10 protein-coding genes and 1 pseudogene are annotated in these 17,522 nt (G+C 64.5%); 2 read left to right on the top strand and 9 right to left on the bottom strand.

What is annotated here, in order from left to right; translation table 11 throughout:
- Positions 1 to 13: 13 nt before the first annotated feature.
- From ACYOEI_RS09445 to ACYOEI_RS09435, 3 genes are all read right to left on the bottom strand, one after another.
- Positions 14 to 2,263 carry a GumC family protein gene (locus ACYOEI_RS09445; RefSeq protein ID WP_462849175.1) on the bottom strand — a complete coding sequence of 750 codons (2,250 nt, stop codon included), beginning with the start codon at positions 2,261 to 2,263 and terminating at the stop codon, positions 14 to 16.
- 34 nt (positions 2,264 to 2,297) lie between these two features.
- Positions 2,298 to 4,043, bottom strand: coding sequence for a glycosyltransferase family 4 protein (locus tag ACYOEI_RS09440; RefSeq protein ID WP_462849174.1), 1,746 nt, complete (start codon positions 4,041 to 4,043; stop codon positions 2,298 to 2,300).
- A 707-nt stretch (positions 4,044 to 4,750) separates the two neighbouring features.
- Positions 4,751 to 6,280: a glycosyltransferase family 39 protein gene (locus ACYOEI_RS09435; protein ID WP_462849172.1), complete on the bottom strand. Its 1,530-nt coding sequence runs from the start codon at positions 6,278 to 6,280 to the stop codon at positions 4,751 to 4,753.
- Between the two features lie 198 nt (positions 6,281 to 6,478).
- On the opposite strand from ACYOEI_RS09435, the gene ACYOEI_RS09430 reads away from it, so the two are divergent.
- Both ACYOEI_RS09430 and ACYOEI_RS09425 read left to right on the top strand, forming a co-directional pair.
- On the top strand, positions 6,479 to 7,732 hold the full coding sequence (locus ACYOEI_RS09430) for a cysteine desulfurase-like protein (protein ID WP_462849171.1): 1,254 nt from the start codon (positions 6,479 to 6,481) through the stop codon (positions 7,730 to 7,732).
- A gap of 416 nt (positions 7,733 to 8,148) precedes the next feature.
- Positions 8,149 to 8,787, top strand: coding sequence for a PEP-CTERM sorting domain-containing protein (locus ACYOEI_RS09425; protein ID WP_462849170.1), 639 nt, complete (start codon positions 8,149 to 8,151; stop codon positions 8,785 to 8,787).
- Between the two features lie 373 nt (positions 8,788 to 9,160).
- Here the strand turns inward: ACYOEI_RS09425 and ACYOEI_RS09420 are convergent, their stop codons facing one another.
- The 6 genes and pseudogenes from ACYOEI_RS09420 to ACYOEI_RS09395 form a co-directional block, all read right to left on the bottom strand.
- Positions 9,161 to 10,030, bottom strand: coding sequence for an inositol oxygenase family protein (locus ACYOEI_RS09420; protein ID WP_462849169.1), 870 nt, complete (start codon positions 10,028 to 10,030; stop codon positions 9,161 to 9,163).
- A 326-nt stretch (positions 10,031 to 10,356) separates the two neighbouring features.
- Complete coding sequence (rpsI, locus tag ACYOEI_RS09415) at positions 10,357 to 10,761, bottom strand: 30S ribosomal protein S9 (RefSeq protein ID WP_462849168.1); 405 nt, start codon at positions 10,759 to 10,761, stop codon at positions 10,357 to 10,359.
- A 330-nt stretch (positions 10,762 to 11,091) separates the two neighbouring features.
- Positions 11,092 to 11,514, bottom strand: a pseudogene (gene rplM, locus ACYOEI_RS09410) (50S ribosomal protein L13); the annotation flags it as partial.
- Positions 11,515 to 11,617: 103 nt separating this feature from the next.
- Positions 11,618 to 12,571 carry a DUF1559 family PulG-like putative transporter gene (locus ACYOEI_RS09405; protein WP_462849167.1) on the bottom strand — a complete coding sequence of 318 codons (954 nt, stop codon included), beginning with the start codon at positions 12,569 to 12,571 and terminating at the stop codon, positions 11,618 to 11,620.
- Between the two features lie 434 nt (positions 12,572 to 13,005).
- Positions 13,006 to 15,621, bottom strand: coding sequence for an alanine--tRNA ligase (alaS, locus tag ACYOEI_RS09400; protein ID WP_462849558.1), 2,616 nt, complete (start codon positions 15,619 to 15,621; stop codon positions 13,006 to 13,008).
- Positions 15,622 to 15,790: 169 nt separating this feature from the next.
- The gene (locus ACYOEI_RS09395) at positions 15,791 to 17,185 is read right to left on the bottom strand and encodes a trypsin-like peptidase domain-containing protein (protein WP_462849166.1); all 1,395 of its coding nucleotides are present in this window, start codon (positions 17,183 to 17,185) and stop codon (positions 15,791 to 15,793) included.
- Between the last annotated feature and the right edge of the window lie 337 nt (positions 17,186 to 17,522).

Raw genomic sequence — 17,522 nt, 5'->3', positions numbered from 1 at the left:
GTGAGTCTCCGACTCAGTTCCGCGCCGACCCTGCGAGGGGCAAAGCGGTCCGTCCGTCCTTGGGGGCCTCGAGTCCGCCGGCCGCCCCGACCTTGCGGCCCGAGCTACCCCCGTCGGTATAGCCGTAGGGGGTGTCGGGCCCGTAGCTCGACCAGTTCTTGAGCTCTTCGTTGAGGCCGTTGAAGACGACCCCCGCGATCACGACGTGCGACTGCTCCAGCATGGCCTTGGCGTGCTGGAGCGGCCGGAGCTCCTGCGAGCCCGACCGGACCACGAGGATCGCCGCGTCGACGATCCGGCCCAGCATCCGGCAGTCGGCCAACCCGAGGATCGCCGGGCCGTCCAGGATCACGCGGTCGTAGTGGTTCGAGAGACCGAGGACCAACTGCCGCAGCTCGAGGGTGCCGAGGATCTCGATCGGCACGCCACGGGTGTCGCCGGTCGGCAAGAAGTCGAGGTTGGCGATGTCGGACCGGACCACGGTACGCTGCCAGGGGAGATCACCCCGGAGCACGTCCACGAGGCCGAGCTGGCCCTCTTCGCCGTTGTCATTGTTCTGGAAGACGCCCCCGAGACTCGGGCGCCGGAGGTCGACGTCCATGAGCAGGGTGCGTTCACCGGCCCGGGCGCATGTCGCGGCCAGATTGAGGGCGGTCGTGCTCTTCCCTTCGCCCGCCTTCGCGCTGGTGACGAGGAGGCTGATGAGCGGCCCTTTTTTGTCGGAGACGCCAAGGAGGCTCGCTCGCAGGTTGCGATAGGCATCCGCCTCGATCGAGTCGGGGATGCCGGGCGTCCAGAGGTGCCCGCCCCGGTGAAGCGAGGCCGTCCGGCGGATCCGCGGGACGACGCCGAAAAGTGGCAGGCTCAGGCCGGTGGCCAGTTGCTCGGGCTGCTTCACCGAGTGGTCGAGGTGCTCGAGGAGGCAGACCAAAACGATCCCCAGGCCGAAGCTCAGGATGACCGCAGCCGCGATGCTCAGGGCACGCTTCGGGCGGATCGGGGAGGTCGGCTCGCTCGGCGCCGAGAGGACGGCGACGGGGACGCGCCTCGACTGGGCGACCGCCTTGAACTCCCAGAGCTTCGTCATCATCGCGTTGATCTGCTCGGTCTTTTGTCGCTGCTCGTCGAGCATATCAAGATATTTTTGATGCTCGGGCATCGAGGCCCGCAACTCCCCGAGCAATTCCTGGGCGAGTTGCTCGTCCTTGGCGATCTCGGCCCGCTTGGCTTCCAGGAGGGACTCGTGGAGGTTCGGCCCTTCGTCATTGGGCAGCGGGGCGTTTTGGAGCTTCTCGATTCGATCCAGGACGTCTCTGAGCCTGGCGGAGAGGGCCCGCACCGAGGGGTCGGAGTTGTAGCCGCGGATCTTGCCGTGCAAGGGTTCCAATTTGGAAGTCAATTCCTCTCGGGCTCGCTCGAGGTCGCCGAGCTTCACGTCCCGCCGCTCCTGCGCCAGACTGCGCTTCGAGCTCGGCATGGACTGTGAGAGGAACGTCTGCTGCTGGAGATCGGTGAGTTGCGACTCCTTGTGCGCCATCGAGCCGATCTTCGTCTCGTACTCCGTCTGCTTCAGGTTCTTGCCCCCCGGCCCAATCGTCCCCGACTTGGTGAGCATGTCCTCGAGCAGCTTCTTGTGGTTCTGGAGCTCACCCTTGAGGGTGTCGATGCTGCTCTCGGCGAACGACTGCGAGGTGTTGATCTTGCTCGTGATCTCGTTGCTCGCGTCTTCCACGAAGAAGTCGAGCATGAGCTTGAGCTGCTTCGTGACCCGCTCGGGGTCGCCCCCTTCGAGCGAGACGGTGTATTGATTCGTCGTGGGGATCGGCCGGAACTGGAGGGCGCCGATGAGTTCGTCGGCCGCATCGGGGGGAGGGGCGGCACCCTGAACGAGGCTCGGATCGTTGATGACCCGCTCGGCCAGGGCCCGACTCTTGAGCATGGCGACCCGGTTCTGGATGTAGTCCTTGCTCGTTTCGGACGAATCGTTGCCGCCGAAGGATTTGGAGATCAAGGTCTTGAGGTGATCGTCGAATCCGGGGGCCGTGATCTGGATCACGGCCTTGGCGCTGTAGACATTCGGCTGCCTCGCCGTCCAGATGGCCCCGAGGATGCTCAGGGGGACGCCGATCGCCAGCACGGCCCAAACTCGGCGTCTCAGGGCCCGGATATAGTCGGCAGGGCCCTTCGCTAACTTGGACGACGGATGGGGGACGGGGTGGCTCGGGAGGCGCGACGGGGCGGCGTAAGGTTGTAGTCCGTCCATGGATCGGTCCGCTCCTAATATCAAAGTCGGCTGATCATTTTTCCCCGAGGGAGGGGTGGTGCACCACCGGCCTCGACTCCCAACCGAGTGCCGCCCGGATCCAGCTCATCGAGCTTCCCGGCAGCGTCGGAGTCGGGGAAAGTGCAAGGACGGATCCGGTCGGTGACTTGAGCAGGGCGCCGCTGGGGATTGGGTCGGGGGTCACCGGAGAGCGATCTCCAGGGAGTCGGCCCGAGTCGGCGAGGGCATCGCCGTCGACCTCAGCGCTGATCATTCGCTCCACCTTCTCGGCCGTCGACGTCGACAGTTGTTGCAGGAACCGGAAGGCGATGTCGGCCGCCAGCGTCGAATCGGTCGATTGGTGCAGCGTGACCGTGAATGAGATGTCCTTGCTGGTGGAGAGTCGAAAAGTTGCGGAAGGGCCCGACAGGATGGCCCGGACCTCGAGCTGATCCGACGAATCGGCGTCGTCTCCCGTGAAGACCTCACGACCGTCTCGGGTGCAAGAGATCTCGAGCACGTCGCACCCCAACGTCCGGGCGGTCTCGATCAGGAGGTTCCGGATGACCGACCACTGCGTGCAGAGTTCGATCCGCTGGATGGTCTCGTAAGTGACCTTCGCCGCGAACCGTTCCTGCCGGCCTCGGGAGAGGCGGGCCTGGAGTTCGCCGCGGAGGTTGGTCAACTCGTCGAGCCGGCTCGTGAGGATGAGCAGGAACGCCAGACAGCCGGTGATCCCGAGCACGAGGGCGAGCATCTCATTGCGGAGTGCCACGCCGAGGAGGACGACACCGCAGAGGAAGCCCGAGAAGCAGTAGAGCAGGAGCGCCGCCTGGCGAGGATTCAGGCCGAGGCCGATCAGCAGGTGATGGACGTGCCGTCGGTCGGCCGAGCTGAGCGGGAGATTCCGCACCCAGCGTCGGAAGATCGCCATCGCGGTGTCGGAGATCGGCAAACCCATCGCCAGGATCGGGAAGAGGATCGAAAACGTCGATGGGCCCTTGAATGAGCCCTGGACGCCGATGATCCCGATCAGGAGCCCGATCATCAGGCTGCCGCTGTCGCCGAGGAAGATGCAGGCGGGGTGCCAGTTATAAAGGAGGAACCCGGCCAGGCTCCCCGCGAGCGCCGCCGCGAGGATCGCCACGCCGACGTTCTGGTAATGGATCGCCACGAGCGTGAGGGTGCCGCTGACCAGGAACCCGACCCCCGAGGCCAGCCCATCCATGCCGTCGATGAGATTCCAAATGTTCATGCAAGCAAGGAACCAGAACAGGGTCACGAGCAGGCTGAGCGGCGAGACTTCGAGCGTGTGCCCCAGGAGCGTGAGGATCCAGGAGGGATAGCTCAGGTCGATGGTCAACCCGAGTGCGTCGAAGCCGTGGATCCGGACCCCGCCGAAGTAGAGCACGAGGACGGCGAACGTCTGGCCGGCCAGTTTCGTCCTCGGCCCCATCGAGCGGGTGTCGTCGACGAAGCCGACGAGGAGGATGATCAGGGCCGCGACCAGCACCGGCCACTGGCGAGGCCACCAATCGGCGAAGCCCGGCCAGTCGTTCAGATAGCCGCCGACGGCGACGAGGATCACTCCGATCCCGATCCCGAAAGCCAGTCCCAAACCGCCGAGTCGGGGAGTGGAGGCTTTATGGATCCGGCGGAAATGATCGGGACGGTCGATCGCGCCGGCCCAGACCGCGATCCGGGTCACCAGGGGAGTCGCCAGGACGCATCCCATGAAGGCGACCGCGAAAATCAGCAGCAAGGTGTTCGAGATCATCATGGACAGGAGCTTCCTCAATGCCCTCGATCAAGTGGCCGTCGGCCCTGTTACGGTCCTGTCACCCAAGTCCGTCGACTGCAAGTCGTGCCCGAGGGCCGTTGTCCTTCTTATACGTTGCCCGAGGCGTGGTGTAACACACTTGGTCACGCCGACAGGAACGCATTGCCTTGTGCCGAAGAACAAGTCAGGTCTTTCAAGTTTGTTAACCCCCCTAGTCGTCCGGGTCTGGCTCCGGATTCGGGACGTTGCGGAAGGCGTGGAGAATTCAACGGCGGGGCATCGGACGGGCATCCTCTTGCGTATGCTCGAAAAAGCCTACGGCCAGGAGGTCTGTGATCAAGAGTGGAACAGGAATGACTCGCGGAGCTTGCGCAAAGTGACACGGTTTATGGCTCGTCATCCGTGACCCAACCCGGTATCAACCACCCTTGGTGTACATCATGTGGGCGGAGCACTCCTGTCCGGAGAAGTATGGACATTCGGTACTTTCCGGTCAATACCGGATTCTCCGGCACGTTGACCGAAGGCGACACGATGCGGATCCCCCCAACCGGACTTGACGGCGACCCCGTCGAATTCGTCGGAAGTCGTCTAACGCTCAACCCATCAACAGCCTAGGACGGGTCTCCGGAAGTGTCCACGCGGAGTGCGAGTGTTTTTCTGGCTGATGGCTCCGGACCCTCGGATTCATCTCGCGAGGCCCCGAATCACCGTGAGTTCGAGCCCGATCGCGTTTCCTCGAATGGTGCGAGGACGTGTACGGACACGCCGCGGCGGGGCCCCCAGACACGCGAAGTGCCGCTCGTGTGTTGCTCGACGTAGAGCGCCAAGGGATCCTTCGTCGCGTTGGCAAACGGCGTTTCGTCGACCACGAAGTAGGCGACACCATAGCGGCGGATCGCGTCGTCGATCGAACCCGGGGTTTCCGAGAACTCCAGGGCGTTCCGGCCCGTTTGCCAATAGAGGTCCGCGGGATACCGGCCAAGCACCGGCCCAGGACGGTCCCCGTACGCCGTGATCCAGGCGCAGGCTGAATCGAAGCCTTCGTGAGTCGCTTCCTGCGCGGAGGCTCGCCCTGAGGCCAGTGAATAGAGGGAATAGGGAAACGAGAGAAGGAGGATAATCCCCGAGGCCACGCGCTTTGGATGCTTGAATCCCAACCGCATCCCCCAGGCGGCGAGCCCCTCCATGGCCCCGAGAATGAGGAAGGGGATGAGCGGGATCAAGAATCGACCTGCTTCGGTGAAGGGCCAGAGTACGAGGAGCGGGAACGTCGCCAGCGGGATGAGGCCCGCGAGACGACGCCTAGGGCTGCGGATCAGTCGGACCCAACCCCGGCCGATCGGCACGCAGACGCCGAGGGCCACGCCCGTCGAGATCCACGAGAGCCGAGGGGATCGCGCGAAGACCGTGGCAACCTCGACGACCGGCCCCACGAGTTGATCGGGGATGCGTCGCGCGTAGAAGATGGCCTGGCTCGCGATGCTGGTGACCAGATCCTTGGGCGAGAAAAGGCCCGCCTGCGTCGTCCGGCCCGACCCCTCGAGCCAGAAGACCCAGGGCACGAGCAAGACGCCCACGACGATTGTCGACGTCGCCAGTGTCGCCCATCGTCGGGCGATCGCAAGGTCGATCGCGATCGCCACGAAAAGGCAAATCCCGACGTGGCGAGTCAGGATGGCGGAAGCCAGCAAGCTACCCAGCACGAAGCCGCCCCTCGGGCCCTGACGACTTGCCCAGGGGAGGATCGTCACGATCATCGCCCCAAGAAGCAGATACAACGGCTCCGACTGGATCGTCCCCCCGATCCGTCCCCAGGTCCAATTGATGGCCAGCGCGAGTCCGAGGAGCGTCGCCGTCTCGGGAGGATAGAGCGAGCGGAACCATCGCGTGTAGACGAGGATCGAGGCCACGGTGAGGACGACCGAGAGCCCGTGGATCATCCCCGTCGATGGCCCGAAGGCCCGAAACAGGAGCGCCAGGAGGAGGGGATAGCCCGGGGGGAAATGGGCGTGTGGTGGCCTGTCGGGGTGATTCAACTCGACGTAGCCGAGCCCTTGGGACAGTCCCAGCCCGAGCATCGCGTAACCGGCTCCGTCATATCGGGGCGGGGATGCGAATCGGGTATTCAGGCCGACGGACACGGTGGCCAGCAAACCGATGACGACCCCGATGACGAGCGGGGAGGTCGTGAGACGTCGCCGTCTCGGAGCAGGGGGCTTCCCAGGTGATTCCATGCCGCAGGATCCCGTGAGTTCGTTGGCGGGCATCGTACCACGATCGACCGCGAAGGGTGTGCGGGCCGCATTGTCTCTCGGCCTCGATCCTCCGGGTCGGACTGCGTCACCGGATTGACGTCTTGGGTTCGACCGTTCTATGGTCAGGGCGATCGTGGCTCGAAGTCATCATCTCGTCCCGAGTTTCCGGAATCTCCCATGACGCACCAGGTCAAGACCGACGACCGGGTGGCCCCGACGTCGGCCATCCGCTCTCATTTCCCTGCGCTGGGCCGACGAAGCGGTGCAAGCCTCGTGGCCTATTTCGACGGCCCGGGCGGCACACAGGTTCCGCAACAGGTCGTCGGGGCGATGACGAATTATTTGCTCAATCACAACGCCAACACCCATTGGGCCTATCCGACCAGCGAGGAGACCGACCAATGTTTGGCGGAGTCGAGGCAGGCGCTGGCTGATTTCCTGAATGCGTCCCCATCGGAAGTCGCCTTCGGCGCGAACATGACGACGCTCACGTTCCATCTCGCGCGGTCGCTGGGTCGTCGGCTCGGGCCCGGCGACGAGATCGTCGTCACCGAGCTCGATCATCAGGCGAATTTCGCCCCCTGGCAGGCCCTGGAGCGTGAGAGAGGGATCACCTTGCGGGTGGTCAAGCTGCGTCCGGAAGACGGTATCCTCGACTGGGAGGACCTCCGTCGGCATCTCAATGATCGGACCCGGATCCTTGCGATCGGCGCGGCGTCCAATGCGCTCGGGACGATCAACGACGTCAAGGAGGCCGCGAGGCTGGCCCACGAGGTCGGGGCGTTGGTCTTCGTCGATGCGGTCCACTACGCGTCCCACGGCAGCGTCGATGTCCGTGCCTGGGACTGTGACTTCCTCGCCTGCTCGGCTTACAAGTTCTACGGGCCGCATGTCGGCGTCTTGTACGGCAAGCAGGATCTATTGCAGTCGATCGACGTGCCGAAGCTCAGGCCGGCGCCGGACTCGGCGCCGGAACGTTGCGAGACGGGAACCCAGAATCACGAGGGCATCGTCGGCGCGGCGGCGGCGGTAGACTTCCTCGCCTCGCTCGCGGAAGGCCCAACGCGTCGGGCTCGGCTCAAGGCGACGTTCCAGGCGTTGCACGACCGGGGCTCCGCCCTGGTCGCACAACTCTGGGAGGGCCTCTCGGGCATTGCGTCGATCAAGCTCTACGGACCACCCCCTTCGGGGGCTCGGACGTCGACCGTCTCGTTCACGGTCGGCGATCGCCCATCGGTCGACGTGTGCCGGTCCCTCGCCCGAGAGGGCGTGTTCGCGAGTCACGGGGACTTCTACGCGACCATCGTCGTCGAACGGCTCGGCCTCGCCCAGCAAGGGCTCGTGAGGATCGGCTGTGCGTGTTACACGACCCCGGAAGAGATCGAGCGGGTCATCGCCGGTGTCCGCGGCGTCGTTGGCCGGGGTTCCTGAGGAAACCGACGCCCACAAGCCCGAGATAAAGTGACGAAAGGCGATGGTGAGAGCCCTCCTCGATTTGAGGTGGAATCTCGCGTCGATCGTTACGCGGCGACGAGCCGGCGACTTCGATATCACCGACTCGTCGTCGATGGGCTGGTGATGTTCGCATCTGGCCGCGAAGATTGCGAACGCCGGGTCCCAGGATCTGAAGATGAGCCGCCAGGCGGTTGTCTCGAGAGGCTTGAAAGGGCATCTTTCGGGCTGTCGGCAAGACATGAGGAAACCTTGAGGAAAAATGCCGGCGAGTCGAAAAATCGAGGTTTACAGTCGGCGAGGTGTTGAGTATCTTCCGCACCGCTCGACCTCACCTTGAGCAACTCGACAGTACCAAATGCAGGATTGCACCATCGATTTCAGGAGGAACACAGATGCGAATGGTACGCAGGAAGAGCGGGTTGTCGACGCTTGTCATCGCGATGGGACTCACCTTCGCCGCCGGCTCTGATGCCTCGGCGAGCACCCTGATCCAGTACAGCACGAGTGGCTCGATCGACTCCTCGGGGGTTTCGGGCACTCCCGTGATCAGCTTCGGCAGCATCGACTCCGCGACCTTCACCCCGACGTCCTACTTCAGCCTCGGCAACTTCCAGGTGGCCTCGCTCCAGCCCGGGCAGACCACGACCTACACGCACACCCCGTTCAAGATCACCCTGGTCGTCGACCAGGTGAACGGCGTGACGCCTGATCCCAACCAGTCGCCGATCGTCCTGACCGGCTACCTCGACGGGAAGATCACCGGCGGCGACAAGTCCAGCGTCCAGGCGACGTTCGACCCGATCGGCTCGATCCAGTTCCAGACGGGGAACTACCAGAACACGCTGACGATCCCCGACCTGAAGGTGACCCTCGTGCCATCGACGACCAATGGTGGCCGCACGACCGCCGAGGCGAGGATCAGCACGATCTCGACGGTCAAGCCGGTCCCCGAACCGACCACGGCCGCGCTCTTCCTGACCACTCTCGCCGGCCTCGGCATGCGTGGTCGCCTCCGCCGTCGCGCCGCCTGAGCCTCGACTCGACCTGGCCATTCCAGGTCTCGAATCTTCTCTCGCCCGGGGACGACTCTCCGCCTTAGGTCGCGGATGAGCCGTCCGAGGGGCGGGGGGACCATCGACTCCGGACCGACCTTCCTCAACGATTCCCCGCCCCAACGAGGAAGAAAAGCCGGCTCCTCGGTTTCGACTTGCGATCCCACTGACTAACCCTCACTCGGCCTATCCGCCACTCGGTCGAGTGTCGGTGTTGGCGATCAAGAGTGGGGGATTTTGTTGTTGAAAGAATCTGAGATCAATACATACGCCACCGCGACCGTGCGACGAGAAGTTCGTCGCACGGTCGCGGTGGCGTCTTGGCGTCCAGGGCTCAGTCTCGAAGCCAGGTTCACCAGCGAATCTTGGCCGGGAAGAATTCGGCGATGAGGTCCTGGTAGTAGGGGGTTAGTGCGGCCACGTCGGGACGTGCGTGCCCCTTCGAGTAGAGGTCATACGGGTTGAACGCGCGGACCCAGTCGAGCATGCGGAGGTCTTTCGGGGTCATCAGGTGGGTGTATTCACCCGCCCGATGCCCGGCGTAGAACGAGTGATAGCGGATCATCGCCAGGCCTTCCTCGGGGAGGTAGTCCTTGACGACGTGGTACAGATATTCGTCGTGCCCCCAGGAGAGGTTGACCTGGTCGAGTCCGCAGTGCTCCGAATAAATCCCGCAAGGCGTCTGGTATTCGGCGACGGAGGAGTCCGGGTTCTCGGAGAAGTACTCGGGGAAGACGATCTCCTCGGAGTAGCGACACCCGACGGGAAAGGTGTCGCCGACCACGGCCCACTGGGGCTCGCCGAAGAGGCAGAGCACCTTCCCGAGGTCGTGGATCAGTCCCGTTAGGATGAACCAACGCGGATGACCATCCGCTCGGATCGCCTCGGCCGACTGCATCAGGTGTTCGATCTGCGAGAAGTCGGTATCAGGGTCGCTGTCGTCCACGAGGGTGTTGAGGAATTCCATCGCCTCCCAGATTCCCATCTCGCGCCGGGTCTTCGCGAGATACTCGCGCTTCTTCCCCAGGACGAAGTCGAGAGTCTGGTACCGATGATTGAGTTGGTAGAATTCGCGCACTCCCGCCCGGACGTTCTCGCGGTAGTTGCGGAACTTCGAACGCTTCTCCTCCTCATCCGCGTCGAGGGGTACGTGGGCCGACTCCCAATCGTCGAGGTCCACCAGGGGACCAGCCGACACGTTCTGCGCTGACGACTCCGACATTGGAAAGACTCCCATGACGTGGCGTTGAGGAGTGACAATCCGAGCGAATCCCCTCGGCATCGAGGGGGATGATATCCGATCGAGGCAACCTCGGAGGGCCCTTGCGGAAATGGGTAGAGGATCCCCACCAACCCTCTTTCGATCGTAGTCGTTGCCCGAAGAAATCGCCAGGGAGATCCTGGTCGGCAGCGATCCGGCCACCAGGCGAAGTCGTTGGAATCGGAATGGACAGAGCGCAATGAAAGAGACCGTGAAAACCCAGGTTGAAGGGTTCCCACGGTCCGTGTCGAAGCTCGATCGTCGGAAGACCGACGAGACGATTCGGATCAGCGCTTGGAGAACTGGAAGCTCTTGCGGGCTTTCTTGTGCCCGTACTTCTTTCGTTCGACCATACGCGCGTCGCGGGTCAAGAAGCCGTGATCGCGGAGGGCGGTCTCGAGGTCGGGGCGGTGCTCTTTCAGGGCACGGGCCAGGCCCAGGACGACGGCACCCGACTGGCTGTGCTTGCCGCTGCCGCGGACGTTGACGAAGACGTCGATCCGGCCGGCCATCTCGGTCGTGGTGAGAGGGGCGCGGACGTCGCTCTGCTGGATTTCGAGGGGAAAGTAGTCATTGACCTCGAGGTCATTGACCATGAACTTGCCGGTCCCTTCGCGGATCCGGACGCGGGCGACGGCCGTCTTGCGGCGGCCGGTGCCCCAGATGTACGGTTGTGCTGCCGTCGCGGCCATGGGTAAGTCAGTCCTCGAAAGCCGTCAAAAGGGAAGGGGGCGATGGAGCGGCCACCCTCGCTCAAATCCTGAAAATCTCGAGGGCTCGCCTTGCGGCGAGCCGGAAGTCGCTCAGCCCTCTTCCGATGTCGGTTCCGGGGCGGGGAGCCCGGGCTCGGCGGCCGGGGCCGTGAGCTCGGGGGTGGTCGGAGGAACGTCGGAAACCGGGGTCGTGACCTCGGGCTCGGCGGCCGCCTTGGCAACCTTCTTCGCGGCCGGGGCCTTCGGGGCCTTGGGGACCGGCTTGGGAGCGAACAGGGCGCCCGAGGAGGCGGGGCGGCCCGAGATCGCTTCCAACGGGATCGGCGCCTGGGCCTGGTGCGGATGCTGCGGGCCGACGCACAGCTTGAGCTTCCCAAGCATGTGACGACCGATCTTGTTCTTGGGCATCATTCGCTGGATCGCGAGATGCAAGATCCGGTCCGGCCGACGCTGGAGCAGCTTCCAGGCCTGCTCTTCCTTCTGCCCGCCCGGGTGGCCCGAGTAGCGCTGATAGAACTTCTGCTGCCACTTGTTGCCGGTGAAAACGACCTTGTCGACATTCGTCACGATGACGAAGTCGCCCGTGTCAATGTAGGGGGTGTACGTGGGTCGGTGCTTGCCCATCAAGATTGGTGCGATCTGCGCGGCGAGCCGGCCCACGACCATGTCGGTCGCGTCGATCACGTACCAGTTCTTGGTCAGTTCCCCCGCCTTCGCCTGATAACACTTCATGAACGTAAGCTACCTAAACTGACGTCGTGATCTCTTGCTTCATTCCACGAAGCGAAACGCCTATCTTATCGACGGTTTGCGTACCGTCAAGGTCGATTCTGGCCTAGAGCGAGTCGGCCGAGACGACTTCGCCCCCGTTCTTCGTGCAGAGGGCATGAAAGTTGGCCGGGTTCATGGTCGGGACCTTGAGGAAACGAACGGAACCATCGGCGAAGAGGCTGTTGTTGCCGCCGGGATGATAGCTCGAGACCTTCGACTGGGCGAGGTTATCGAGCGGAATGTCCTCGGGTTTCGTCCAGACGACCATTCCCTTGGATTCGACGATCGCGAGCGTGTTGGCCGTCCCGTCCGTCATCGAATCGAACCTGGTCCCGGTCGTCTCGTCAAGGAAAGCCCCTGGGCCGACGATCGCCTGATACTCGGTCAGGCCGCTCGTGTCGCTCTCCGGCATCGGGACGCTTGGGCAACGGAAAGTCGAGGGCATCCTCGCGGCCAGCGGCTGGTTGTGTGGGCTGTCCCAGGGCTCATCGAGTTTGAATTCGTTGTAGAGCGGCTGTTGTTCGAGGAAGGGGAGGATGGCGACCCGCCAGCTCAGGAGCGGCTTTCCGTCGCGGTCCGTGCTCGCGGCGGGGGGAAGCTGGCCGTAGGCCGATTCATAGTTGTGCAGGGCCAGGCCGATTTGCTTGAGGTTGTTCACGCATTGCGCCCGCCTTGCCGCCTCCCGGGCCGCCTGCACGGCCGGCAGCAGGAGGGCGATCAGGACGGCGATGGGGACGAGAGTGCAGCTCACGCCGCCCAGGACGATCCCGGTGATCGCGATCCCCTGTCCCTTCAGTCGACCTCGGCTCTTCTTGATGTCGCTCAAGCCGAGGAAGCCGAAGACCAAGGCGGGGACGCCGGTGAGGAGGTTGCAGAAAAAGCAGAGCCCGAGAACCAGGCTGGCGATCGCCTTTCCGCTGGTCTTCGGGGGGCCGCTGAAGGGACCCACGGCATCATCCGGGAATAGTCCGGACTTCGGGCTCTCGTAGGGTGATGCCGAAGGGTGCGGGATGATCATCTCCCGGCCGCACTGTGGACACCGTGCTCGGCGCCCCGCGTGCTCCTCGCCCACCTGGAATTGCCTACCGCATTCGCAAGAGACAGGAATCGCCACGGGGATGCACTCCGTTTCAAGACGGTCAACGCGCGCGAAGAAGTCCAAGGCTGGGCCGGATCCGATCCTAGTCGGATGCCCTCCTGAATTCAATCGATGTCAAGTTCGACGTGGTGATGGAAATCCCCGAGCCAGTCCCACCTGACGATATTCGCCGAGGGTGATTTCCCTGCGTAGGAACTTGGCAGGCTCGGGGCGAATGATCCCGAGCCGCGAGACGGCCATGAAGGCCGTCACCTCGGCCGAGAAGTCCTGCGGTCGGGTCGGCCTCTCGGCTCGAATTGGGCCGCGATCAACTTGGATCCCTGCCCCCGAGAGAACGTCGACCGCGTGGGTGGTCAGCCTCCGAGCTTGGCCTTGACCGACTCGAGGGCCTTCTCGAGAGCGGCCGGGATCTGCTCGGGATTCTTCCCGCCGGCCTGGGCGAGGTCGGGCCGGCCGCCGCCGCCGCCGCCGACCACGGGCGCGACGTCCTTGAGCCAGAGGCCGGCGTGCAGGCCTCGGGCGATCAGGTCGGGGGTCAGACCGGCCGCAAGCTGGACCTTTCCCTCGGCGACGGAGGTCAGGAGGACCGCCAGCCCGGTCCCGGCTTTGCGCCGGAGGACGTCGATGAGCTGCCGGAGCTCGTCGGGGCTCGCGTTTTCCAGGGCCTGCGCCACGACGGAGACGTCGCCGACCTTCGAGGCCGTCGCGAGCATCTCGTCGGGCGAGGCTTTCGGAGCCGCGTCCGTCCGACGCTGGGCGGCCTGCTTCTTGAGGGCCTTGATCTCCTCCAACAGGGCCGACACGCGCTCGCCGACGAGTCCCGGCGGGACGCGAAGGGTCGAGGCAACCTCGGCGAGCACGGCTTCTTCCTGGCGGACGTGCTCGAGCGCCGCCTTGCCCGTCAGGGCGGTGATCCGGCGCGTCCCTGCGGAGACCGACTCCTCGCCGATGATCTTGAAGAGGCCGACCTGCCCGACGTTGTCGAGGTGGGTGCCGCCGCAGAGCTCGCGAGAGAACTCGCCCATCTGGACGACGCGGACGACCTCGGGGTACTTCTCGCCGAAGAGCGCCATTGCGCCGAGCGACTTCGCCTGCTCGATAGGCATCGTCGACCACGAGACCGGTTCAGCCCGAAGGATCCGATGATTCACGGTTTCTTCGACCGCGTGGAGTCGCTCGCGGCCGACCGCCTCGGGGTTGGCGAAGTCGAAGCGGAGCCGGTCGGGCTCAACCTTGCTGCCCGCCTGCTGGGCGTGTTTGCCGAGGTGGATGTGGAGCGCGTGGTGAAGCACGTGCGTGGCCGAGTGGGCCCGGCGGATCGCGTCGCGGCGGTCGTTGTCAACTTTGGCGTGGGCCGTGCTGTTGAGCGAGACCGTCCCCTCGACGACCTTGCCGATGTGCAGGGTGAAGTCATTGTCCTTCTTGGTGTCGGTCACCTGGAAGACGAACGAGTCACCCCGGACCTCGCCGACATCGCCGACCTGGCCACCACTCTCGCCGTAGAACGGAGTGCGGTCGAGGACGAGGGCGACGAGCGCCCCGCCGTTCACCGTGGCCGAGTCGGCCAGCCGGTTCTGTTCGAGGATGCCGATGACGGTGCCGTCAGCCTCGGTCGTGGTATAGCCCAGGAACTCGTTGCCATGGTGATATGATGATTTCAGAACGTCGAGGGGGCCGGTACGGAAGACGTCGGCCGCCTCGTCATCTCCTCGAGAGATCCCGGCATGTTCTTCCTGGGCCGTCTTGAAGGTGTCCAGGTCAACTCGCAGGTTCTGGTCCAACGCGAGACTTTCCGTAATCTCCACCGGGATGCCGTAGGTTTGGTGGAGGTTAAAGGCATCAGCGCCAGAGACGGTGTCCGATCCTGCGGCCTTGGTCTTGCGGAACAGGTTATCCAATCGCTTCAGACCGTTCTCGAGGTTCTTGAGGAATTGCTCTTCTTCCTCACGGATGACGGTCTGGATCCTCGGCACACTCTCTTTGAGCTCGGGGTAGGGACGAGCCATGACCTCGGCCACGGTCGGGACGATCTTGTAAAGGAACGGGTCCCGGTGGCCCATCTGGTAGGCGTCGAGCACAGCGCGCCGGAGGAGTCTGCGGAGGACGTAGCCCTCTTCTTTAGCGGACGGCTGGACGTTCTCGTGGATGCAGAACGCCAGGGCTCGCGAGTGGTCGGCCATCCGGCGGATCCGGATCCCGTTCGGGTCGGACGGGACGTACTCAACCCCGAGCTGGTCCGCGACGGAGGCCACGATCGGCTTGAAGATGTCGGTGGCGAAGACCGTGGGGACCCCTTGCAGGCACGCGGCGGCACGCTCGAGGCCCATACCCGTGTCGATGTTCTTCTTCGGCAAAGGTTCGAGCTGGCCCGGTCCTATCCGGTTGAACTGGGTGAAGACCAGGTTCCAGATCTCGACTTCCTTAGGGCCGTTGCCGTGGTAGAAGATCTCGGAGCAAGGGCCGCAGACGCCGTTCGGGCCGTGCGTGGGGGCGCCCGCCGGCCAGAAGTTGTCGTCCTCTCCCATGCGGGTGATCCGCGAGGTCGGGACCTTGATCTCGTCGTGCCAGATGTTGAAGGCTTCGTCGTCGTCGAGGTAGACGGTGATCGTGAGACGGTTGGGGTCGAGCTTCAAGCTTTTGGTGAGGAATTCCCAGGCCCAGTGGATCGCTTCGCGTTTGAAGTAGTCGCCGAAGCTGAAGTTCCCCAGCATCTCGAAGAACGTTTCGTGGAATGCGGTCTTTCCGACGTTCTCGATGTCCCCGGTCCGGATGCACTTCTGGCAGGTCGTCGCGCGGGTGAAACTGGGATCTCCCAGACCCATGAACTCGCGCTTAAACTGGTTCATGCCGGCCGGGGTAAAGAGGACCGTGGCGTCCTCTTTCGGGACGAGGACATCGCTCGGCCGTCGAACGCAGCCTTTGGAAGCGAAGAAGTCGAGATAGAGTTCGCGGAGTTCGTCGGTAGTCATCATGAAAGGTCGATGGTCTCTGGCGGCTCGAGGCCGGTGATTGTGAAGGGGGCGGGCTGAATCAAGCGGCCCGAGAGGCCCCGAGTCCCATTTCGCGGCACGATCCCGATCGAGCGAAGGCCTCGACCTCTCGCTGGACTCCGGGTCGACAAAGGGTTCTGGTCTTGGGTCAAGGTGCGGGAACAGTAATCGGCCCCGCGTCAGTTTTGAGCACAACGGGGCCGTCACGGTTCGCGACGGCGGCGGCGAAGTCGCGGGGGTTGCGGACGTTCTTCTCGTCGACGGCCCGGATTACCTGCCCCCCCTTGAGGCCGGCCTTCTCGGCGACGGAGCCCGACTCGACCTCGACGATGGCAACCCCCCCACCGGCCATGGCCTTCAAAACGTCCTCGCCGAAGGCGACCTGGGGCAACGTGCTCGTGTAGTCAATCCGGAGGCCTCGCCAGGCGGTCGGTCGGTTGGTGGCGATCACCTCGCCTTCGACCCGCAACTTGGCCACCTCGGCGACGCGTTCCATCCGTTCGTCGCCTCGGATGAGCTTGAGGGTGACCTTGGCCCCCGCGGGGACGGCGTTGATGGCCAGGATGAGGCTGTCGATCCCCGTGATGGCGGTGTCGTTCACCGCGGTGATCAGGTCGTTGGCTCGGACGAGGGCGTCGGCAGCCGGCGTCCCGGCCACGGCATCCTTGACTCGGCTGGTGCCCCCCTCTCGATGGAGCTGGATCCCGAGGAAGCCGTACTCGACCTCCTTGCCCTCGCGAAGTGCCTCGACGGCCCTTCGGCCGAGGGCGTCCATCGGGATGGCGTATCCGGCCTGCGCGTCGTATCCGGCCGCATTCGCGCTGTTCGAGGTCAGGCCGACGAGCTCTCCTCTGAGGTTGACCACCGCGCCCCCGCTCATGCCCAGGTTGAGCTTCGCGTCGAGCTGGAGCAACGTCGGGTAGTGCTTGAGGGCCAGGTGAGGTGGCTCATTCGGGGAGGGCTCGAGGCGCCTGGCGACGTTGGAAAGGATCCCGAGGCTCGCCGAAGGCCGGCCGTCGCTCCTGGCCGCGTTGAAGGCGTTGCCGAGAGCCACGAGGAACGCCCCTTTACGCAGGGCGCTTGCGTCGCCGATAGTGAGGGGCTTGAGCTTCGGCGCCGGGGCGCCCGGCACCTCTCGAGGCGCGATGACCGCGAGGTCGCTCCTGGGGTCGGCCGCGATGATCTCGGCTTCGAATTCGGGGGCGCCGAGGGCGCGGACGTGGAGCCGGCTCGCCCCCTTGACGACATGGAAGGCGGTGAGGATCTCGCCCGACCCGCCGACCACCACGCCGGAGCCGTAGTCGAACATCAGCGTGTCGGGGCTGAGCGGCCCGGCGGGTGGGAGCGGGTTCCGGCCCCGGATCGCCGTGGTCGCGTCATTCTCCGACTTCTCGCGGGCGACGGCGACCACGGAAGGCTCGACCCGCTCGATCGCGTCCGCGACCGCGTTCTCCAGGGCGGAGACGAGGTCCGTCGGTGCCGAGGGGGCGGGGGGCGCCCCCCACAGGAGGAGGAGCGTGGCCACACTGACCAGGTTCGACATTGGCATTGACCTCGTGCCCGACCCGGGAGCCTCGTCCTCAAGTATGGGATTCATGACGTCGTTGAGGACGGCCTCGCGCGGGTCCGCGCCTCATCGTATCTGGTGTAGTATCATTTTTTCCGAGCCGAGTGGCGAGAGCAACCTCAAGAATGAGAAACCCCTGCGGACGAAACAACCTCGATCGGCTCGACGGAGTTGACTTCGGAAAGGGTTCCTTGAATAGTGATTGCATTGGGGCAACACCGGAGTCCCGCTCGGGATTTCGGTTGCGACGACTCCCCTCTCGGCGCATCCTCAGCCGCGATCGTTGCGCGTGGCCCTCGCCGCCGTTTTGAAG

The organism is Singulisphaera rosea (genome assembly GCF_054877945.1).
This window is presented reverse-complemented; position numbering and strand designations above follow the sequence as displayed.

Excerpts from the sequence above, each read along its gene's own strand:
- ACYOEI_RS09445 (WP_462849175.1), bottom strand. The coding sequence starts at position 2,263 with ATGGACGGACTACAACCTTACGCCGCCCCGTCGCGCCTCCCGAGCCAC.
- ACYOEI_RS09440 (WP_462849174.1), bottom strand. The coding sequence starts at position 4,043 with ATGATGATCTCGAACACCTTGCTGCTGATTTTCGCGGTCGCCTTCATG.
- ACYOEI_RS09435 (WP_462849172.1), bottom strand. The coding sequence starts at position 6,280 with ATGGAATCACCTGGGAAGCCCCCTGCTCCGAGACGGCGACGTCTCACG.
- ACYOEI_RS09430 (WP_462849171.1), top strand. The coding sequence starts at position 6,479 with ATGACGCACCAGGTCAAGACCGACGACCGGGTGGCCCCGACGTCGGCC.
- ACYOEI_RS09425 (WP_462849170.1), top strand. The coding sequence starts at position 8,149 with ATGCGAATGGTACGCAGGAAGAGCGGGTTGTCGACGCTTGTCATCGCG.
- ACYOEI_RS09420 (WP_462849169.1), bottom strand. The coding sequence starts at position 10,030 with ATGTCGGAGTCGTCAGCGCAGAACGTGTCGGCTGGTCCCCTGGTGGAC.
- rpsI (WP_462849168.1), bottom strand. The coding sequence starts at position 10,761 with ATGGCCGCGACGGCAGCACAACCGTACATCTGGGGCACCGGCCGCCGC.
- ACYOEI_RS09405 (WP_462849167.1), bottom strand. The coding sequence starts at position 12,571 with ATGATCATCCCGCACCCTTCGGCATCACCCTACGAGAGCCCGAAGTCC.
- alaS (WP_462849558.1), bottom strand. The coding sequence starts at position 15,621 with ATGACTACCGACGAACTCCGCGAACTCTATCTCGACTTCTTCGCTTCC.
- ACYOEI_RS09395 (WP_462849166.1), bottom strand. The coding sequence starts at position 17,185 with ATGTCGAACCTGGTCAGTGTGGCCACGCTCCTCCTCCTGTGGGGGGCG.